The sequence below is a fragment of the Cardiobacterium valvarum genome (genome assembly GCF_900460955.1).
Lineage (GTDB): Bacteria > Pseudomonadota > Gammaproteobacteria > Cardiobacteriales > Cardiobacteriaceae > Cardiobacterium > Cardiobacterium valvarum.
This window is the reverse complement of record NZ_UFUW01000001.1, coordinates 1,700,363-1,719,384: the sequence shown is the minus strand read 5'-3', so window position 1 is coordinate 1,719,384 and position 19,022 is coordinate 1,700,363. Positions and strand designations below refer to the sequence as shown.

Below are 19,022 nucleotides of genomic sequence, written 5' to 3'. Positions count from 1 at the left end.
CAGAAGATAACGTGCATTTCACAATTTATACAGGAAAAAACACGCGAGTCAATCGTAAATAAAACAAAGAGATACACAAAAAGTTTTATAATCACGAAACAAGAAAGAAAAAATTATCAGCTTATAAACCCCATCCTCACAGGAAGGCATTCAAAAACCCTACAGATCAACACGCAACCCCACCGTTAACCCCGAAACCGTGCACAAAAGCACTAAAAACCGAGCAAACCCAACCAGGAGCCAACCATGCACAAAACTCTCCTCGCCACCGCCTTGCTTGCCCTTGCCGCAGGCGCCCACGCCACCGACGAATTCACCAATAGCCTGCTTGAAGGCTACGTTCACGGCAAGAATCACTGCTACGCCTTTACCCCGCCGCAAGGCTGGACAATGGATAACACCGCGCTGGCTGCCGTAGGTGTGCCGATGACCTTCCTGCCCGTAGAGCAGCCCGGCTTGAGCAATGTACGCATTTACACCCGTCCTGGCGACGGTGATGCACGCGACCCGCAAGGTGCCATCCGCAGACAGGTGGAGGGCACTATCGCCCTCTATAAAGACGAGGCCAAGCAGCCCAACGCCGTCAAAGAAGCCGATGTGACGGGCAAAGACGGCGCACGCGGTGAACTGTGGCACTACACCGGCTACCCAACGCCGGGGGCGGAAGAAATGGTCGTGTACTTCCCCGGCAAACAGACCCTCAACTTCTTTGTGCTGCAACTGGGCCAAGGCGCTGATAGCACTGCCGGCAAAGCGGCGTTGCTCGAACTCGCCGCCAGTTACTACGAACGCGATAACTGCCTGCCCTGCGGTGCACCAAGTTGCCAAAATCCGGCGAATTAAAACACTCGCCGACCGGGGATAAACACAGGATTTTTTTACAAACTGCCCGGCATTCGCGCAGAGAACGTAGCGGCATATTTTTGACAACCGGTTTTCACATGATGCAGACTGGTTGTCCATTTCTTTACCGGAGTTACTATGACCCACCAAGCCGTCAGCCAACTCGTGCTGGGTATTTTCCGCCTGAACGGCCAAATCGCCGCCTGGGGCGACAGTTTCGCTGCCGCCAGCCAGCTCACCACCGCACGCTGGCAAGTGCTGGGCGCCATTGCCACCAGCGAGGTCCCGCCCACCTCGCCACGGATTGCCGAGCGCATGGGCATCACCCGTCAGGCAGTACAGAATCAGCTCAACCTGCTGTTGGCAGAACATCTGATTGACGCCCGAGACAATGCCGCCAACAAACGCTCGCCCTACTACATCCTCACTGCCCGTGGTCAGGCACTGCTGGATGACATCAGTGCCCGCTGGCGCGCACAGGCAAGTGTTTGGGCGCAGGATTACTCACCCGAAGCACTGGCCGCTGCGCTTACCGTCCTGGAAACCCTGTCCCGCCAAATCCAGTCTCCGGAACGGCCATGAATCCCATCCTGCTCATTGCCAATACCCTCTGCGCCCTGCTGGCCGTTGTGGCCGCCCTGCTCGCGTTGATGCGCCCTGAGCTGATGCTGCGCGCGCAAAGCGTCGGTACCGATGCCCGTTTCTATGCACAAATGTATGCCGCCCGCGCTATCCCCTTCGGCTTGACGGCAGCGCTGGCGCCGTTTTTCTTCCACAACGGCGCGGTGCGTCTATTACTGATTGCCTTTGCCCTGACCCAGCTCGGCGACGCACTGATCGGCTGGCGCCGCCGCGAATGGGGCATGGTGATTTTCCCCGGTTTTTGCGCGGCTGTTCATTTGGCGGCTGCTCATTTTGTGATGGTGTGAAAGGACGACCGCCAAGCGGGGGACCGCTGTCTTGCGGACGGTATGCGTTCAGGGGTTGATGCGGGCGAGGACGTGCTGCGTGAGGATTTTTTCGCCCTGGGTGGTGAAGTGGATACCGTCACTTTTGCGCACCGCCACCGGTTTGCCGCGTTCGTCCGGCAGGTAGGTGGTGTAGCTGCCGTCCGCTTGGGCGAAGAGGCGGTTGGTATTTTGGTAGTGCTGGTTGGCTTTTTCGACTTCATCGGCGATAAGGCCATCCAGATAGCTGATTTTGTTGCTGTATTTTGGGCTTTTCATCAGCGGCGGGCCAATCCACAGGGTTTTGACGTTGTGTGCGGCGGCGGTTGTGAGGATTTTGCGGATTTCGCCACGGTAGTAGGTTTCCCATTCGGGGGTGCCGAAGTGCAGGTTTTCTGCAGGCGCGGCGGGGTTCGGCGTGTTCTGCGGGTCGTTCGCGCCGAGCATGACGACGATGAGGCGCACGTCCGGGTTTTCGTCGAGCAGGGTGGCGAGGTTTTCCGGCCAGTTGTAGTAATCGGGGTAGCGCAGGCCGCTGCTGGGTTTGCCGTGGTTCATGCTTTTGATGTGGTAGCGGCTGAGCAGTTCGCGCTGGATGTGCGGCGCGAGCGATTTCATCATGGAGTCGCCGATGAGCAGGACGCGGTCATCTGCGCCAAGCTGGATGGGGCCGGACGGTGCAGCGGTTTGGGCGGCAGTTTGGTTGTCGTCGTCTGCGGCAGGCGGATCGGTGTCGTCGTTGCTGTCGTCGTCTCCGTCTTGCCAGACAAGCGGCAGGGTCGGCGCGGCGGTGGCGCCGGGGATGACGAGGTCAAGCAGGCCGGGCGCGGGATTCGTGACGGGGGTATCAAAGGTGTGTATCGGGGTGCTGTTGATGATGCTGGTGTGCCCGCCGTCATTATTGGCGAGGTAGGTGCGGGCATAGATGGGGTGGGTATGGGCGAGTTCGGTGGCGAGGTGGTGGCGCCAGTCGCCGTCGTCTTCTTGTTCTGCCGGTGTTTCGGCGCTGTCTGCCATGAGGGCTTGCGTGTCGTCGTCTTCTGCAACGCTTTCTTCAGCCAGCGGGCGCAGACGGGCTAGGATGAGCGGGTCGTATTGGCTGGTGTAGATGTCGGTGGTGATGGCAGGCAGCTCGATCAGGGTGGCAGCCGCCCACAGGGCGCGGTGGTTGTCTTCCGGCGCAGGCAGGACGGGTTCGGGCGGGGTAATGGGTGCGGCGGGGGCGGGGTTTTTGGCTGCGGGCTCTGCTGCTACGGCAGGTGCAGGCTGTGGCTTGGGGGCAGCGACGGTTTTCGGGATGGTGACGGGTTCGTGCGGTACGCTGTTGCCCGCGCCCAGCAGGGTATATAGGGTGTGTTTGAGGCGGTCGCCGCTGCGCCATACGGCAAAGTGCTGTAATCCGGCGAGCGGCGAGGCGCGGTAGTAGGTTTGTTGCCAGTATTGTTCGATGCCGTGCTGCATCAGCCACAGGGCAAGGATGAAGGTGGTGCTGAGGGTAGCGAGGATTTTCAGGATGCGGGTCGGCATGGTCGTGTCTCAGTAATCGGCGTAGAGGATGTTCGGGATGCCGCCGGGGGCGTAGGCGGCGATGGTAATAAGGACGAGGGTGAAGAGGAGCGCCTGACCATACCACGGCAGGCGGCGCCACAGGGCGGCGGCGGGTTGTTGCCAGCCCGCGCTTTTCGGGTAGAGGTAGAGGATGAGGTTGAAGGCGAGGACGAAGGTAAGCGCACGCGCGGGCGCGTCCAGGGTGAGGTTGCCGCCGAGGGCGCGGAAGATGGCGCGGGTGTTGTCGGCGTCGTTTTTGTAGAAGACGGCCCAGGTGAGGACGATGTAGTGGATGGTGCCGTAGCGCGCCAGCGCCGGACTCAGGGTGGCGACGGCGTTTTTGCCCATGAGGCGGTCGCAGCTGTTGAGCACGATGATGCCGGCGGCGTGCATCGCGCCCCAGATGAGGTAGTTGCCGCTTGCGCCGTGCCACAGGCCGGAAAGCAGCATGGCGATGGTGAGGTTCACTTGGGTGCGCAGGTAGCCGTGGCGGTTGCCGCCAAGCGGGATGTAGAGGTAGTCGCGTATCCAGGTGGAAAGGCTGATGTGCCAGCGTTGCCAGAAGTCGCGCAGGTTGGTGGCGGCGTAGGGCATGTTGAAGTTGTCGGCGATGCGGATGCCGAGGAGCAGGGCAAAGGCGGTGACGAGTTCGGTGTAGCCGGAAAAGTTGAGATAGATGTAGAGGGTGTAGGCGTAGAGGCCGGCGAGGACTTCGATGGGCTGGTACTGCTCAGGGTTGCCGAGGATGGGCGTCGTCCAGTTTTCTTCCAGCCAGGCGTTCAGCCACAGCAGTTTGACGAGGGCGCTGATAAGGAGGATAAAGATGCGGCCGGTCTCACCGACGGCGCGCGGCGCGGTCGCGGCATATTGCGGCAGCATGTCGCCGGCGCGGCAGATGGGGCCGGCCAGCAGGGTGGGGAAGAAGGCGAGGTAGAGGGCAAGGCGTTCGGGTTTTTCGACAACGATTTGCACGCGCCAGGCGGCGACGAGGTAGGTGATGGACTGGAAGGTGTAGTAGGAGATGCCGATGGGCAGGGCGATTTCGGCGGCGGGCAGGTTCCAGCGGATGCCGACGGCGTGCAGCAGGGTCTGGCTGGCGCTGCGGAAGAAGTCGAGGTATTTCATCAGCGCGAGGTGGGAGACGGCAATGGCAATAGTAGCAACGAGGTGTTTTTTGCTGCGGCTGCGCTGGATGTAGCGTGCGGCGAGGTAGATGAAGGCGGAGTAGGCGACGAGTTCGAGGGCAAAAAAGAAGCTGTATGTCGCGACCAGCAGGTAACTGGCAGCGAGCAGCAGGCGGTTTTGCACGACGGCGCGCTCGCGCTGGCTCCAGTACAGCGCAAGAAAGAGCAGGAAGGCGGCAATGAATTCGGGGGCGAGGTAATTCATGGCGTTATTATCGCGGAAAGGCTGAATATTAACAATCTGTAAAACATCAGCAAGATTTACGCCATTTTGCTTCCTGTATGGAGGTCTGCGTACAAATGCGATTTATTGACATTAGGCTTAGCACTGGGCATGATGCGTCGCATTTTTAGCCGGGGAGTATCCATGTTGAAACCATTGATGAATTTAGCAAAATTGGTATTTTGCGGCGCGGCGTTTGCCGTGCTCGCGGCACAGGCGGAGGTGAAGCAGATTAAAGATGTGCTGGGGCGCGAAGTGGCGGTGGATGTACCGGTGAAACGCACCATTCTGACGTTTTATTATCCCGATGATATCGCTGTGTGACCGGTCATGGCGAAGGTGCTTTATCCGGAGATGTTCGCCGATGTTGATCCGGATAAAACCTCACAGGATTTTTATCGCGAATATTTGCCAGTCGTACCGCAGGGGGCGTTTTTCCTGTATCCGTAGCAATGAGAGGATGAAATATGGCTACTATAAATGATTTTCTGAATATAATTTTAAATGTAATTAGTCCATTCCTCAGTCGTAAAAGGCTGAAAAAATATCTGAATGGAATCTTGGAGCCTGATATAGAAGAACTTGAGGTTATTAAACGGTATATTGAAACCACCCGTCCTGAGATGATAACAAATGGTTCAAGCCATATATTAAGGCAAGTAGAGCAAATGAAAATACCCTATTTTAGGGATTTGACTGTGGAAGAACTTGATTTTCTTCTTGATAAAGAAGTTGGTCTGCATGGAATACTTGATGTTGTTATGGCTAAAGGTGGTTTGAGCAGGGGGTTGGCCTCTATTGTTTGGAACGAAAACAGAAAGCATTATGAAGAAAGGAAAAAGATAACTGGAGAAGAAGCGATAATATTCTTTTTTATTGCATTTATTCCTATGATAGTCTATGGTTTTTATATTGTTATAACCAGACTGGATTCTGGTAATAATGGTTTGCCCATGGTTTCTACATTCCCTATGCTTTCTATATTTTTCATATTTTACTTATTTTATTTAATTTTTATTTTATTCCCCCTGGCATCTATTCCATCCAATATCAATGCCGCCAAAAAACGTCTATTGGCAGGCAACAATAGAGTAATTTTTGGCAATAATTAACTCTGTCTCTAAATATGCTTGAACTCCTAAACACCCTGCTTGTCGCGCCCAATCCGCATTTTGTCAATCGTGCAGAAGCAGGCGGCGACATCATCCCGCTTAGCCACATTACTTTCCCACCTGCGTCCGCAACTGCTATCGCCGCGCTGGAAGACGCCTTGCAGGGCTGCGATACAGTCTTGCCCGCGCTCTATCGGGAAAGCGACGGTTTGCAGCTTTTCGCCAACCGTGCTGATAGCGACGAATACTTTTTCTTCCTGCCACTCGCCCACATGGCAGCAGAAAAGGCGGCGCTCTATGAATGGCTGCTGACGGATGACGAAAACTGTGAAGACGGTGAGGCGGTTTACGGTGTCCCGACCTGGTGGGACAACGCCATCGTTTTCGCCGGATTTGGGCAGGCGCCGGAACGCTTTTATCTGGCAACCGCAGGTGCGCATCGCGGCAAGGTGTTTTATTACAACCACGAAGAATGCTCAATGCGGATTGCCGACAGCGTCGCCGCCTTTCTCGATTTGCTCTGCGCCGATCCGGTCACGTTTATGCAGCGTTTTTACGATGTCGCCTATTGGGACATTGCCGCTTACCACCCCGCCTGATTTTCCAAGCCACTGCGCCTTGCGCCCGGGTGCGGCGGGTTTTACCCACGGGCGCATTTTCCCCACAACAGGAGCTTATATGCTGAAAAAACTGCTTGCCGCTGCCGTCGTCGCGGCGACCATGACCGTCGCCCACGCCGAGGTGAAGACCATCAAAGATGTGCTTGGTCGCGAAGTGAAAGTCGATGTGCCTGCAAAGCGCATCATGCTGGGTTTCTATTACACCGATTACCTCGCGGTTGGCGGTGAAAAAGCGCTGGATAACGTCGTTGGCTTCTCGAAAGCTGTCTGGACCGACTGGACGCCGAGCAGCTGGGAGGTGTACAGCAAGACGCTGCCGAAACTGAACGAACTCGCCGATGTGGGCGAAGTCGAAGTCGGCACCTTCTCGGTGGAAAAAGTGCTGGCGCTGAAGCCGGATCTGGTCATCCTTGCCGACTGGCAATGGCAGGCGATCGAAGACGACCTCGAACCGCTGGAAAAAGCGGGCATCCCCGTCATCGTCCTTGACTACAACAAGGAACAATTGCCGCTGCATCTGGAAAGCACCCGCGTTCTTGGCGAAATCACCGGTCAGGAAGCGCGTGCCAAAGAAATCGCCGCCTGGTATGAAGGCGTGGTGAAAGACGTGCACAGCCGCGTGGAAAAATCCGGCCAGCCCAAGCCGAAAATCTATCTCGAATTCGGCAACAAAGGCCCGACCGAATACGGCAACAGCTTCGGCAACACCATGTGGGGGCCGCTCGCCGAGCAGGCGATGGGCAGCAACATCGCCGTCGGCCACGTCGAATACGCCGGCCCGATGAACCCCGAACAGGTCATCGTCGATAAACCTGAAGTCATCGTTATCAGCGGGCGCGAAACCGAGCTGAAGAAAAACGAACAGGCGCTGGTGATGGGCATCAACATCGCCAAAGACGAAGCGCTGAAACGCCTGAACGGTTACAAAACACGTCAGGGCTGGGCGGAACTGCCAGCCATCAAGGATGGCCGCCTCTACGGCATCTACCAGGGCGCCTCGCGCACACTGGCCGATGCCGCCTCCATCCAGTACATCGCCAAAGCGCTCTATCCGGACACCTTCAAGGATGTCGACCCGCTCGCTACCTACCTCGACTTCCACAAGAAGTATCTGCCGGTCACCCCGGAAGGCACCTTCTTCCTGAAAGCGGAGTAATCCGTGCCGCAGCAAACCGTTCAAGACACGATTGCCGCCCACCGCCGCCGCGAAAAGCGGCGGTGGACCATCATGCTGCTCTTCATCGTGTTCTGCCTCATCACCTTCATTCTCGATCTCACCAATGGCGCGGCCGGCGGCAAAATCAGCGCCAAAGATGTGCTCTACGCCCTGCTGCAATTCCGCGACACCGCGCCGGAAGCGGGCGCGGGCAGCCTCGCCCTGCACTGGTACAGCTTCCAGCAATGGCTCGGCATCGGCGGCGTGGACAACATCACCCACATCATCGTCAACCACCTGCGCCTGCCCATCGCCCTGATGGCGCTCGTCGCCGGCGCAGCGCTTGGCGCGGGCGGCGCGGAAATCCAGACCCTGCTTAACAACCCCATGGCCAGCCCCTATACCCTCGGCATGGCCGCTGCCGCCGGTTTCGGCGCCTCGCTTGTCGTCGTTTTCGGCACCTTCGGCCTCTCCGTGTACGTCGCCCAGCCACTATCCGCCTTCCTCATGACCATGCTCGCCGCCGGCATCATGTTCATCTTCGCCTCCATGCGCCGCTTCTCCTCATCCACGCTGGTGCTGGTCGGCATCGCCCTGCTCTTCATCTTCCAGTCCGCCTCCTCGCTCATGCAATACATCGCCACCCCGGAAGAATCGCAAAAAATCCTCTTCTGGCTCTTCGGCGCCCTCAGCAAAGCCAAATGGCAGACCCTCGCCATCACCGTCGTCGTCACCCTCACCTGCATCCTGCTGCTCTTCGCCAACGTCTGGCAACTCACCGCCCTGCGCCTCGGCGAAGCACGCGCCGCCAGCATGGGTGTGAACCTCACCGCGCTCAGAATGCGCGTACTCGTCATCGTCGCCGTCATGACCGCGACCGTCATCAGCTTCATCGGCACCATCGGCTTCATCGGCCTCGTCTCCCCGCACGTTGCGCGGATGCTCGTCGGCGAAGACCAGCGTTACTTCCTGCCGACCGCCATGCTGGCCGGCTCCGCCTTCCTCTCCGCCGCCTCCGTCCTCTCCAAACTCATCAACCCCGGCGCGGAATTTCCCATCGGCATCATCACCTCCTTCATCGGCGTGCCGTTCTTCTTCTGGATCATCCTCTCGCGCAAGGCCAACACATGATGCAGATAGACCACCTCACCATCCATCGCGGCCAACTCTGCGTCGCCGACAACATCTCGCTCGAATTGCACCACGGCAAAACCTACGCCATCCTCGGGCCGAACGGCGCAGGCAAATCCTCGCTCATCAAAACCCTCTTTGCCGAACTGCCCTACAGCGGACACATCCGCTACCGCGACAAAACCCTCAGCCACGGCCATCACATGGCCTGGCGCAAACCCATCGGCTACATGCCGCAGGACACCATCGTTGATGCCTCGCTCACCGCGCTGGAAATCGTCCTGCTTGGCCAAATGACGAACCTCACCATGCGTGTCTCGGACGAACAACTCGCCCGTGCCGCCGCCATGATGGAAACCCTCGGCATCGCCCACCTTGCCGGACGCGACGTCCTTGCCCTCTCCGGCGGGCAGCGGCAAATGGTCATGTTTGCGCAAGTCCTGCTGCGCGATCCGGAAATCCTCCTGCTTGACGAACCGGTGAGCGCGCTCGACATGCACCACCAGTGCGTCCTGCTCGAAGCCGTGCGCCACCACACCCGCGAACGCGAGCTCATCACCCTGATGATCCTGCACGACCTCAACCTCGCCGCCCAATTTGCCGACGAAATCATCCTGCTGGCGGACGCCAAAATCCAGGCACAAGGCACGCCGCGCGACGTCTTGCAAAAAGAAACCATCGAACGCATCTACCGCGTCGAAGCCGCCGTGTACAACGACCCCGACGGTGCCCCGGCCGTCGTCATGCCGCGCCGCGCCATCCGCGCCCCCAAACCCAACCCACCCACGGAGACAACACCATGAAAAAAGCCCTCCTGCCCCTCGCCCTGCTTGCCGCAGCCGCATCCGCCCACGCTGTCGAACACGAAGTAAAAATGCTCGACATCGGCAGCGACAAAGAGACCATGGTCTTCGAACCCGCCGTGCTGAAAATCGCACCTGGCGACACCGTCACCTTCCTGCCGGCCACGCGCGGCCACAACGTCGAAAGCAAACTCGTCCCCGACGGCGCGGAAGCCTTCAAAAGCGAGCCGGACGAAAAATACAGCGTCAAACTCGATAAAGAAGGCGTGTACATTTACGTCTGCCCGCCACACAGCATGATGAACATGGTCGGCGTCATCCAGGTGGGTGAGGCGACCAACATGGACACCGTCAACAGCCGCCTGCCCAAACTGGAAAAACGCGCGATGAGCAACAAAGGCCGCCTGACCAAATACATCGAACAACTCAAAGGCGACAGCGGCGATAAACCCGCTGAAGCAACGGCAACGGAAAACCAACCCGCTGATGGCAACAAAGCGGCGGCAGCACAATAAAAAAGGCGGGCTTGCCCGCCTTTATTTATGTCCGTTTGGTGGGAAGCCAGCGTTTACACCGCTTGACGGGCTCAGTAATAACGCCGCTTGGCGAGGCCTGTAATGACGCCGCTTGACGGGCGTAGGATGGGCTTTAGCCCATCAAGCAGGTACGGCCTGCTTTTTGCATTTCGGGTAAGCGCAACCGCCAAGCGGGAAACCGCGCGTTTTTTGATTTTGAGATGTTGCAGGCAACGTCTCTACGAAAGTCAGCAACCACGCTGCTTGGCACCACACCCCGCATCACTCGTCGCGGCGGCGAGAGGACAGCCGTCCGGCGCGTAATCCGCTAAAATTACGCCATTCCTCACCCGAGAGTCTCCCCATGCGCTACGGCATCATCCACTCCATCGAAACCTGCGGCACCGTGGACGGCCCCGGGCTGCGCTTCGTCGTCTTTACCCAGGGCTGCCTGATGCGCTGCCTCTACTGCCACAACCGCGATACCTGGGACATGGAAACCGACAAATCGCGCAAAGTCACCGTAGACGAACTGATGCAGCAGGTCATCCAGTACCGCTTCTACCTGAAAGCCACCGGCGGCGGTGTAACCGCCAGCGGCGGCGAATCCCTGCTGCAACCCGAATTCATCCGCGACTGGTTCGTCGCCTGCAAGGCCTACGGCATCCACACCTGTCTTGACACCAACGGCTACGCCCGCCACTACGACGACACCCTGAAAGAACTGCTGGATCACACCGATCTTGTCATGCTCGACCTTAAACAGCTCGATAACGAAATCCACAAAAAACTCGTCGGCGTGCCGAACACCCGTACCCTGATGTTCGCCAAACACCTGCAAGAGCGCGGGCAACTTACCCGCATCCGCTACGTCATCGTGCCGGGATACAGCGACGACGACCGTTCCGCGCATCTCCTCGGCGAATACATCGCGCCGATGGACAACATCGAGAAAGTCGAGCTGCTGCCGTATCACGAACTCGGCGCGCACAAATGGGCGCTGTGCGGCGATACCTACCAGCTCGAAGGCGTGCACCCGCCGCCGAAAGAAACCGTCGCCCACATCGCTGATATCGTCAAAAGCTACGGTAAAGACGTCATCTACTAACCGCAAGGAACGCCATGAAACACGCCTTCATCCTGCTCATCTGCCTACCACTCGCCGCCTGCCAGCTCTTTCAGCCCCGTATCGACGAAGAAGACGCCGTCATCGAACACGTCCCCGACGACGTCAACCTCGCCCAGCTACACCACCTGATGAAAGCCAACCGCGAGTGGATGAAGCCGGGCAAACTCTCGCACAAACCCGTGATCAGCCAACTCTTTCCCGGCGAACAGGCGGATATCGAAATCGAACTGGACGCCGGCAAACCCTACACCTTCTTTGCCAACTGCACCGAAGACTGTCACGATCTCGACCTGGCTCTGACCCGCAGCGACAACCTTAGCCAGCCGCTTGCCGTTGACACCAGCGGCGGCAGCAAAGCCCCTGTGCTGCACTACACCCCGACAGTGAGCGGCAAATACCGCGCCAGCGTCATCATGGCCTCCTGCACCGCCGCCCAGTGCTACTACAGCCTGCAAACCTTTACCACGTCTGCCGACAGCGCGCCGCCGCGTTAAGAAAGCCGCAGATTCCCCCCGCCGCAGTACAATCCCCGCCACTTCCCCTTCACAGGACATCGCCATGCACCAGCGCCTCTACATCGAAAAACGCCCCGAATACGTCGACGACCACGCCCTCACCGAGCGCCTGAAAACCCGCCTCGACCTCGCCGGATTACAGCGGGTGCGCCGGCTTGCGGTGTACGACCTTTACGACTGTCCGGCGGAACTGCTTGACCTCGTCGTCAGCCGCGTTTTCACCGATCCGGTGACCGACCGCACCCGCGACGCCCTGCCGGAAGCGGACTACACCCTCGTCATCGAGCCGCTGCCCGGACAGTACGACCAGCGCGCCGATTCCGCCGGACAATGCCTGCGCCTGCTGGACGATGCCTTCGCGCCGACCGTCGTCACCAGCGCCACCGCCTGGCTGTTTGAAGGCAACCTGGATGACGCAGCTAGGGAAAAACTGCGCGCCCACCTCATCAACCCCATCGACAGCCGCGAAAAGAACCTCGCCGACACCAGCCTGCCGCCGTATCACGCTGCATCCCCCGTGCCGCGCTACGACGACTTCCGCGCGCTGGATGGCGACGGCCTCACCGCCTGGCACGCCGCGCACGGCCTCGCCATGACGCCCGCCGACCTCGCCCACATCCAGCGTTACTACCAGGCGGAAGGCCGCGACCCCAGCGAAACGGAAATTCGCGTCCTCGACACCTACTGGTCGGATCACTGCCGCCACACCACCTTCGCCACCCAATTGCACGATATCCGCTTCCCCGATAGCGCCTTCGGCCAGGCATTGGCCGCCGACTACGCCGACTACCGCGCCCAGCGGGAAGCCGTCTATGGCGAGGCGGCGGCTGCCCGCCCCGACACCCTGATGGAACTTGCCACCATTGACGCCAAACACCGCCGCGCCGCCGGCGGCCTGCAAGATGTGGAAGTCTCGGCGGAAATCAACGCCTGCTCCGTTTACGTGGACGTGGACGAAGACGGCAAAACCCGCCCGTGGCTGCTGCAATTCAAAAACGAAACCCACAACCACCCGACCGAAATCGAGCCCTACGGCGGTGCAGCGACCTGCATCGGCGGCGCCATCCGCGACCCGCTCTCCGGCCGCGCCTACGTCTATCAGGCCATGCGCATCAGCGGCAGCGCCGACCCGCGCGAACCCTACGCCGCCACCCTGCCCGGCAAACTGCCGCAGGCCGTCATCGCCGAAGGCGCGGCGGCAGGCGCCTCGTCCTACGGCAACCAGATCGGCCTCGCCACCGGACAAATCGTCGAGTACTACCACGAAGGCTTCAAAGCCAAACACATGGAAGTTGGTGCCGTCGTCGCAGCCGTGCCCGCCGAAAACGTGCGCCGCGACACCCCGCAGGCGGGCGACCTCGTCCTGCTCATCGGCGGCGCGACCGGCCGCGACGGCTGCGGCGGCGCCACCGGCTCATCCCGCGCCCAGCACACCGACTCCCTGCACGAATCCGCTGCCGAAGTACAAAAAGGCAACCCGCCGGAAGAACGCAAACTGCAACGCCTCTACCGCAACCCCGACTTCGCCCGCCGCATCAAACGCTGCAACGACTTCGGCGCGGGCGGCGTTGCCGTTGCCATCGGCGAACTGGCGGACGGCCTCGACATCAACCTCGACGCCGTCCCCGTCAAATACCAGGGCCTCAGCGGCACCGAACTCGCCATCAGCGAATCACAAGAACGCATGGCCATCGTCATCGCCGCCGAAGACCTCGCCGTGATGCAGGCACACGCCGCTGCCGAAAACCTGGACGCCACCCACGTCGCCACCGTCACCGCCGACGAGACCCTCACCATGCGCTGGCAGGGCGACACCATCGTCAGCCTGAAACGCAGCCTGCTTGACAGCAATGGCGCGGAAAACCACCAGCACGGCGTCGCCCCTGCCGAACCTGATCCTGCCGCCAGCCCGCTTAACATCACAAAAACCGACAACTGGGTGGACGCGCTTAAAACCCAACTTGCCAGCCTCACCCATGCCGACCAGAAAGGCCTCGGCGACCGCTTCGACCACAGCGTCGGCGCCTCCTGCGTCCTCCTCCCCTACGGCGGCAAACACCAGCGCACCCCGGTAGAGGCCAGCGTGTACCAACTGCCGACCGACGGCAAAACCCACACCGCCTCCATCCTCGCGCATGGCTACAACCCCGCCGTCAGCGCCTGGTCGCCCTACCACGGCGGCCTGCTTGCCATCGTCGATGCCACCGCCCGCCTCGTCGCCTGCGGCGGTGACGCCGACTGCGCCCACTACTCCCTGCAAGAATACTACCGCCGCCTCGGCGACGACCCCGCCAACTGGGGACAACCCTACGCCGCCCTGCTCGGCGCGCACCATGCCCTCACCGCCCTCGGTCGCGCTGCTATCGGTGGCAAAGACAGCATGAGCGGCAGCTACCACAACCTGCACGTCCCGCCGACCCTCATCGCCTTCGCCGTCGGCACTGTGGACGTGCGCCACGTCATCAGCCCCGAATACAAACAAAAAAACCAGCAAATCTACTGGCTGCGCTGCCCGCAAGATGCGCTGGGGCGCCCCGACCTCGCCGCCTTTGCCGCCAACAACCGCTTCATCCTTGAAGCCATCCGCGAAGGCAACATCAAAAGCATCCGTGCCGTGCGCCACGGCGGCATCATCCAGGCCCTCTACGAAAGCGCGCTCGGCAACCATATCGGCGTACACATCGACCGCCTCGACGACCCCTTCCAGCCCGAATACGGCGGCTACCTCATCACCAGCGACGGCGGTCTCGGCATCAGCGAACACCTGCACCACCTCGGCTACACCACCGACGACGGCAACCTCACCATCAACGGCCAAACCGCCGCCATCAAAGACCTCTACACCATCGCGAGCGGCGTCCTTGCCGACGTATACCCGCTCAACCCCGCCGATAACGACAGCACCCGCCCGCCGCTTGCCACCGCCAAAGACGCCCAGCGCCAGCCGCGCAACCATAGCAGCCTCGCCACCCCGCGCGTCTGCCTGCCCGTCTTTCCCGGCACCAACAGCGAACTCGACACCGCGCGCACCTTCCGCCGTGCCGGGGGGGAAGTCATCGAGACCGTCATCTGCAACCGCAACCGCGACGCGCTTGCCGCCAGCCTGGATGCCCTTGCCGATAACCTTGCCGCGAGCCAAATCCTTGTGCTCGCAGGCGGCTTCAGCGCTGGCGACGAACCGGACGGCTCCGGCAAATACATGGCGAACCTGCTCGCCAACCCGCGCATCGCCGACGCCGTGATGGCGCTGCTCGAACGAGACGGCCTCATCCTCGGCATCTGCAACGGCTTCCAGGCGCTTATCAAAAGCGGCCTGCTGCCGAACGGCGTCATTGCCGCGCCGCAGCCGGGCGACGCCACCCTCACCCACAACCGCATAGGCCGCCACATCGCCCGCGTCGCGACCACCGTCGTCGCCAACAACCACAGCCCGTGGCTGGCGGACTGCCAAATCGGCGAAGCGCACGACGTCAACTTCTCGCACGGCGAAGGCCGCTTTGCCGCCTCCGATGCCGTGCTGAAAACCCTCATCAAAAACGGGCAAATCGCCTTCCAGTACGCCTCGCCCGGCGACCTCATGCCGAGCATGAAACCGCAGCACAACCCGAACGGCTCCCTGCACGCCATCGAAGGCATCACAAGCATCTGCGGCCGCATCCTCGGCAAAATGGGGCACAGCGAACGCCACCAGCCATTCGGCCAGCAGAACTACCCCGACTTCCGCGCCCAACCCATCATCGCGGCAGGCATCAAGGCCTTCAAATAAACCCACACAAAATCCCCCGCTTGCGGGGGATTGCCTTAAAAGCCGCCAAGCGAGGTAAACACTGGGCTCGCGTAGGGCGGGCTTCAGCCCGCCGGGTAGGTGTCGCCCGCTTCGCGTAATATGGAAAAGTCGCCAAGCGGGACAATCACTGGGTTCGCGTAGGGCGGGCTTCAGCCCGCCGGTTAGGTATCGCCCGCTTCGCGTTCTATGGAAAAGGCGCCAGGCGAGATAAATACTGGGTTTGTGCGTAGCCCGCCGGGCAGGGGTTGCCCGCTTCGCGTTCTATGAAAAAGCCGCCAAGCGAGGTAAACACTGGGTTTGTGCGTAGCCCGCCGAACAGGTGCAGCCTGCTTTTGGGCATTCTCGATAAGGACGGCGCCAAGCGGCGAAAATACTGAACCCGCCAGCAAACCAACCCCGTCCCACACCAGAAAAGACTACAATCCCGCCACCATCAACCCCCGGAAAACCCACCATGACCGACGACGACCACAAACAGCTCAAACCCCGCGCTGACAACCTGCCCGCCGCCCTGCAACGCAGCAAGCAACTGCTCGCACTCAACGCCGCTATCCGCGCCCGTACCCAGGCGCTGGCGACCGCCGATGACGACTGGTTTGAGCGCCTCTGCGCCTGGGCGGATGAATTTTATATTTCGGAAGAAGAATTGCCGAGGGATAAGGCGCAGCTATTAGCTCTGCAAGAACTGGTTTTATTCTGGAATCAACTCACCACCCTGCCAGCCGCAATCGGACAACTCGGCAATCTGCAAGAACTGTATTTATCAGGTAATCATCTCACCACCCTGCCGCCGGAAATTGGGCGACTCGGTAATCTGCAAGAACTGTATTTATCAGGTAATCATCTCACCACCCTGCCGCCGGAAATTGGGCAACTCAATAATCTGCAAAAACTGGATTTAACAGGTAATCGATTAAACACCCTGCCTGCTACAATCGGTCAACTCGAGAATCTGCAAAAATTATTGTTATGCGACAATCAACTCGTCATCCTGCCTGTCGCAATTGGTCAACTCGGCAATCTGCAAGAATTGGATTTATGGCACAATCAACTTACCGCCTTGCCTGCCACAATTGGGCTGCTTGGTAATCTGCAAGTATTGAATTTGCGGGAAAATAAACTTACTACCCTGCCTGCCGGAATTGGTCAACTCGGCAATCTGCAAAAACTGTCTTTAGGCAGCAATCGACTCACCACCCTGCCTGCTGCAATCGGTCAACTTGGTAATCTGCAAAAACTATATTTATCAGCTAATGAACTCACCACCCTGCCTGCCGAAATTGGTCAACTTGGTAATCTGCAAAAACTATATTTATCAGCTAATGAACTCACCACCCTGCCCGCCACGATCAGCCAACTCGACAATCTGCAAGAACTCACTATAGATGGTCATTTGCTTTTAGAACTAGTTGATATGGCACCGCATCTGCCCAAACTCAAATCTCTTCGCTTGATTAAGCTCACCACCCTGTCTGCCGCAATCGGTCAACTCGGCAATCTGCAAGAACTGGATTTATCTGGTAATAAACTCACCACCCTGCCTGCCGAAATTGGGCAACTCGGCAATTTGCAATCACTGAATTTATCAGAAAATCAACTCACCGCCCTGCCTGCCGCAACTGGCCAACTTAGCAATCTGCAAAAACTGGATTTAAGATACAATCAACTCACCGCACTGCCGCCGGAAATCGGCCAACTCAGCAATCTGCAAATATTGGATTTACAGAAGAATCAACTCACTGCTCTGCCTGCTGAAATTGGGCAGCTCGGCAATCTGCAAAAACTGGATTTATCTGGTAATAGACTCACCACGCTTCCTGACACAATTGGTCAACTCGACAATCTGCAAGAACTGGATTTATCTGGTAATAAACTCACCACTCTGCCTGAATCAATGGATCAACTTCGCAATCTGCAAATCATAAATTTAAGGGATAATATGTTAGGTTATATACTTGACATTCTGCCCAATTCTATCCAGCGTCTTTATCACAAGCGCAATGGGGCATTAGAAATATGGCTGAATGACCCTGTCGCTGAGCGATGAAGACCTGATAGCCTGACAATTACCCGCGCTGCGCGCCGTGTTGCCGCAGTTGGACGGCGCGGCGGGCGAGACCCTCGCCGCCATCATCACTGCGCTGGCAGGCGGGCATTACCCGCAGGCGATGCGCCTGATTAACCGCTTCCTTACCGCACAGGCGGCGCTGGTCGTCAGCGAAGATGCCGAGCTCGTCGCGCTGCGCCTCGAACTCGCCGCGCTGGAGCGGCAAATCACCGCCGAAACCCTCGAACGCGACGAAATCCAGGCGCTGCTGGAACGCTTCAACCGCGATTTCCTCCTGCACTGCGGCCCGACGCTGACGGAAATCCTCACGGCGCAGGAGCAAATCGCCAGACTGCAACTGGAAAAAGCGCTACACGCACAGCGCGGGCAGCGGCAGGAAAAGCGCGATACGGGGCATCAGGAAGAAGCGGAAACGGATTACCGCGCGGAAATGGACGAAGAAGAGGTTGCCCGCGCGGAAGCAGAGGACGAAGAACAGGCAGAAATTGCGGCAGAAAGTGCTGACGAATGGGAAGAAACCCTGGCCGCTTACGATGCCTGGTGCGACTGGCTGGAAGAACAGGAAGCATTGGCCAACGCCGCTGCCGAAGACGACCCCGACCTTGAAAACGCCCGCCGCACCTACGAAGAGACCAAACAGCAGCGCGAAGCCTTCAGCGACGAACAGACGCAGGCCGAAATCGAGCAGCAGGACATTGCTGCCCTGGATGCCGACGCGGAAACCCGCCTCAAAGCCGCTTACCGCCGCGCCAGCCAGTTATGCCACCCCGACCGCGTCAGCGCCGAACACAAGGCACAGGCGGAACAACTCTTCAAAGAACTGGGTCAGGCCTACAAGAAAAAAGACCTGCCGACCGTCGAACGCATCCTTGCCCAACTGCAACGCGGCATCTTCACCGCCGCCAGCGACACCCTGAGCGACACTGCCGCCCTGCACGCCCGCATCGCGGAACTGCGCGAGAACCTCGCCATCCTGCGCGCGGAAATCGCCACCTTGCAGGACGACGACACTTACACCCTGCTGCGCGGCTTCGCGGATGAAGCAGCCTATCAAGCCTACCTCGCCGAACAGTGCACCATCCTCGCAGGCGAGCTCGAACAGCTCTACACCCTCTTGCGCAGCCTTACCGAAGAAGAAGCGGATGATGCCGGGGGCGTCGCCGATACGGCTGATGACGACGCTGACGATGACGATGCTGACGAGACATTTTTCTTTTGAGTCGCCAAGCGAGATAAATACTGGGTTTGTGCGTCGTCCACCGGGTAGGTGCTGCCCGCTTCGCGTTCTATGAAAAAGCCGCCAAGCGAGATAAATACTGGGTTTGTGCGTCGCCCGCTTCGCGTTCTATGGAAAAGCCGCCAAGCGACGTCATTACTGGGCTCGTCAAGCGGGGAATATTCCCTTCCCCCGTTTACGGGGGAAGGTGTCGCGCAGCGACGG

Annotated in this window: 15 protein-coding genes and 3 pseudogenes; 16 read left to right on the top strand and 2 right to left on the bottom strand. The window is 59.2% G+C overall.

The window, feature by feature from the left end; genetic code table 11:
- Window positions 1-246: 246 nt before the first annotated feature.
- The 3 genes from DY250_RS08380 (at window position 247) to DY250_RS08370 (ending at window position 1,772) form a co-directional block, all read left to right on the top strand.
- Complete coding sequence (locus tag DY250_RS08380) at window positions 247-843, top strand: hypothetical protein (protein WP_115611899.1); 597 nt, start codon at window positions 247-249, stop codon at window positions 841-843.
- A 138-nt stretch (window positions 844-981) separates the two neighbouring features.
- Complete coding sequence (locus DY250_RS08375; RefSeq protein ID WP_115611898.1) at window positions 982-1,425, top strand: MarR family winged helix-turn-helix transcriptional regulator; 444 nt, start codon at window positions 982-984, stop codon at window positions 1,423-1,425.
- Window positions 1,422-1,772 carry a hypothetical protein gene (locus tag DY250_RS08370; protein WP_115611897.1) on the top strand — a complete coding sequence of 117 codons (351 nt, stop codon included), beginning with the start codon at window positions 1,422-1,424 and terminating at the stop codon, window positions 1,770-1,772. Before DY250_RS08375 ends, DY250_RS08370 begins: the two co-directional genes overlap by 4 nt.
- A 48-nt stretch (window positions 1,773-1,820) precedes the next feature.
- Here DY250_RS08370 and DY250_RS08365 read toward each other — a convergent pair whose 3' ends face one another.
- Together DY250_RS08365 and DY250_RS08360 are read right to left on the bottom strand one after the other, a co-directional pair.
- Window positions 1,821-3,317, bottom strand: coding sequence for an SGNH/GDSL hydrolase family protein (locus DY250_RS08365; protein WP_115611896.1), 1,497 nt, complete (start codon window positions 3,315-3,317; stop codon window positions 1,821-1,823).
- A gap of 9 nt (window positions 3,318-3,326) precedes the next feature.
- Window positions 3,327-4,727 carry an MBOAT family O-acyltransferase gene (locus DY250_RS08360; protein WP_115611895.1) on the bottom strand — a complete coding sequence of 467 codons (1,401 nt, stop codon included), beginning with the start codon at window positions 4,725-4,727 and terminating at the stop codon, window positions 3,327-3,329.
- A 162-nt stretch (window positions 4,728-4,889) separates the two neighbouring features.
- Between DY250_RS08360 and DY250_RS08355 the strand changes: the two are divergent.
- From DY250_RS08355 to DY250_RS08295, 13 genes and pseudogenes are all read left to right on the top strand, one after another.
- Window positions 4,890-5,066 (top strand): annotated as a pseudogene (locus DY250_RS08355) (ABC transporter substrate-binding protein); the annotation flags it as partial.
- Window positions 5,067-5,075: 9 nt separating this feature from the next.
- Window positions 5,076-5,195, top strand: a pseudogene (locus DY250_RS14920) (ABC transporter substrate-binding protein); the annotation flags it as partial.
- 17 nt (window positions 5,196-5,212) lie between these two features.
- Window positions 5,213-5,857, top strand: a complete 645-nt coding sequence (locus DY250_RS08345; RefSeq protein WP_115611894.1) for a hypothetical protein — start codon at window positions 5,213-5,215, stop codon at window positions 5,855-5,857.
- A gap of 14 nt (window positions 5,858-5,871) precedes the next feature.
- On the top strand, window positions 5,872-6,456 hold the full coding sequence (locus DY250_RS08340) for an SMI1/KNR4 family protein (RefSeq protein ID WP_115611893.1): 585 nt from the start codon (window positions 5,872-5,874) through the stop codon (window positions 6,454-6,456).
- Window positions 6,457-6,535: 79 nt separating this feature from the next.
- Window positions 6,536-7,633, top strand: a complete 1,098-nt coding sequence (locus DY250_RS08335; protein WP_115611892.1) for an ABC transporter substrate-binding protein — start codon at window positions 6,536-6,538, stop codon at window positions 7,631-7,633.
- A 3-nt stretch (window positions 7,634-7,636) separates the two neighbouring features.
- On the top strand, window positions 7,637-8,764 hold the full coding sequence (locus tag DY250_RS08330; RefSeq protein WP_115611891.1) for a FecCD family ABC transporter permease: 1,128 nt from the start codon (window positions 7,637-7,639) through the stop codon (window positions 8,762-8,764).
- A complete protein-coding gene (locus tag DY250_RS08325; RefSeq protein WP_115611890.1) occupies window positions 8,761-9,567 on the top strand; it encodes an ABC transporter ATP-binding protein in 807 nt (268 codons plus the stop codon). Before DY250_RS08330 ends, DY250_RS08325 begins: the two co-directional genes overlap by 4 nt.
- A pseudogene (locus DY250_RS08320) lies at window positions 9,564-9,998 on the top strand (pseudoazurin); the annotation flags it as partial. The gene DY250_RS08325 and the pseudogene DY250_RS08320, both read left to right, overlap by 4 nt.
- A 448-nt stretch (window positions 9,999-10,446) precedes the next feature.
- Window positions 10,447-11,190: a pyruvate formate lyase 1-activating protein gene (gene pflA / locus DY250_RS08315; protein WP_115611888.1), complete on the top strand. Its 744-nt coding sequence runs from the start codon at window positions 10,447-10,449 to the stop codon at window positions 11,188-11,190.
- A gap of 14 nt (window positions 11,191-11,204) precedes the next feature.
- The gene (locus DY250_RS08310; protein WP_115611887.1) at window positions 11,205-11,705 is read left to right on the top strand and encodes a hypothetical protein; all 501 of its coding nucleotides are present in this window, start codon (window positions 11,205-11,207) and stop codon (window positions 11,703-11,705) included.
- 64 nt (window positions 11,706-11,769) lie between these two features.
- A complete protein-coding gene (locus DY250_RS08305) occupies window positions 11,770-15,492 on the top strand; it encodes a phosphoribosylformylglycinamidine synthase (protein WP_115611886.1) in 3,723 nt (1,240 codons plus the stop codon).
- 475 nt (window positions 15,493-15,967) lie between these two features.
- Entirely contained in the window at window positions 15,968-17,560 is a 1,593-nt protein-coding gene (locus tag DY250_RS08300; RefSeq protein ID WP_115611885.1) for a leucine-rich repeat domain-containing protein, read from the top strand.
- A 37-nt stretch (window positions 17,561-17,597) separates the two neighbouring features.
- Complete coding sequence (locus DY250_RS08295; RefSeq protein ID WP_147293495.1) at window positions 17,598-18,800, top strand: coiled-coil domain-containing protein; 1,203 nt, start codon at window positions 17,598-17,600, stop codon at window positions 18,798-18,800.
- Window positions 18,801-19,022 lie beyond the last annotated feature (222 nt).

What these genes read in the sequence shown, in the direction of transcription:
- DY250_RS08360 (WP_115611895.1), bottom strand. Translation starts at nt 4,727, where the DNA reads ATGAATTACCTCGCCCCCGAATTCATTGCCGCCTTCCTGCTCTTTCTT.
- pflA (WP_115611888.1), top strand. Translation starts at nt 10,447, where the DNA reads ATGCGCTACGGCATCATCCACTCCATCGAAACCTGCGGCACCGTGGAC.
- DY250_RS08375 (WP_115611898.1), top strand. Translation starts at nt 982, where the DNA reads ATGACCCACCAAGCCGTCAGCCAACTCGTGCTGGGTATTTTCCGCCTG.
- DY250_RS08305 (WP_115611886.1), top strand. Translation starts at nt 11,770, where the DNA reads ATGCACCAGCGCCTCTACATCGAAAAACGCCCCGAATACGTCGACGAC.
- DY250_RS08370 (WP_115611897.1), top strand. Translation starts at nt 1,422, where the DNA reads ATGAATCCCATCCTGCTCATTGCCAATACCCTCTGCGCCCTGCTGGCC.
- DY250_RS08335 (WP_115611892.1), top strand. Translation starts at nt 6,536, where the DNA reads ATGCTGAAAAAACTGCTTGCCGCTGCCGTCGTCGCGGCGACCATGACC.
- DY250_RS08300 (WP_115611885.1), top strand. Translation starts at nt 15,968, where the DNA reads ATGACCGACGACGACCACAAACAGCTCAAACCCCGCGCTGACAACCTG.
- DY250_RS08380 (WP_115611899.1), top strand. Translation starts at nt 247, where the DNA reads ATGCACAAAACTCTCCTCGCCACCGCCTTGCTTGCCCTTGCCGCAGGC.
- DY250_RS08365 (WP_115611896.1), bottom strand. Translation starts at nt 3,317, where the DNA reads ATGCCGACCCGCATCCTGAAAATCCTCGCTACCCTCAGCACCACCTTC.
- DY250_RS08345 (WP_115611894.1), top strand. Translation starts at nt 5,213, where the DNA reads ATGGCTACTATAAATGATTTTCTGAATATAATTTTAAATGTAATTAGT.
- DY250_RS08340 (WP_115611893.1), top strand. Translation starts at nt 5,872, where the DNA reads ATGCTTGAACTCCTAAACACCCTGCTTGTCGCGCCCAATCCGCATTTT.
- DY250_RS08310 (WP_115611887.1), top strand. Translation starts at nt 11,205, where the DNA reads ATGAAACACGCCTTCATCCTGCTCATCTGCCTACCACTCGCCGCCTGC.
- DY250_RS08325 (WP_115611890.1), top strand. Translation starts at nt 8,761, where the DNA reads ATGATGCAGATAGACCACCTCACCATCCATCGCGGCCAACTCTGCGTC.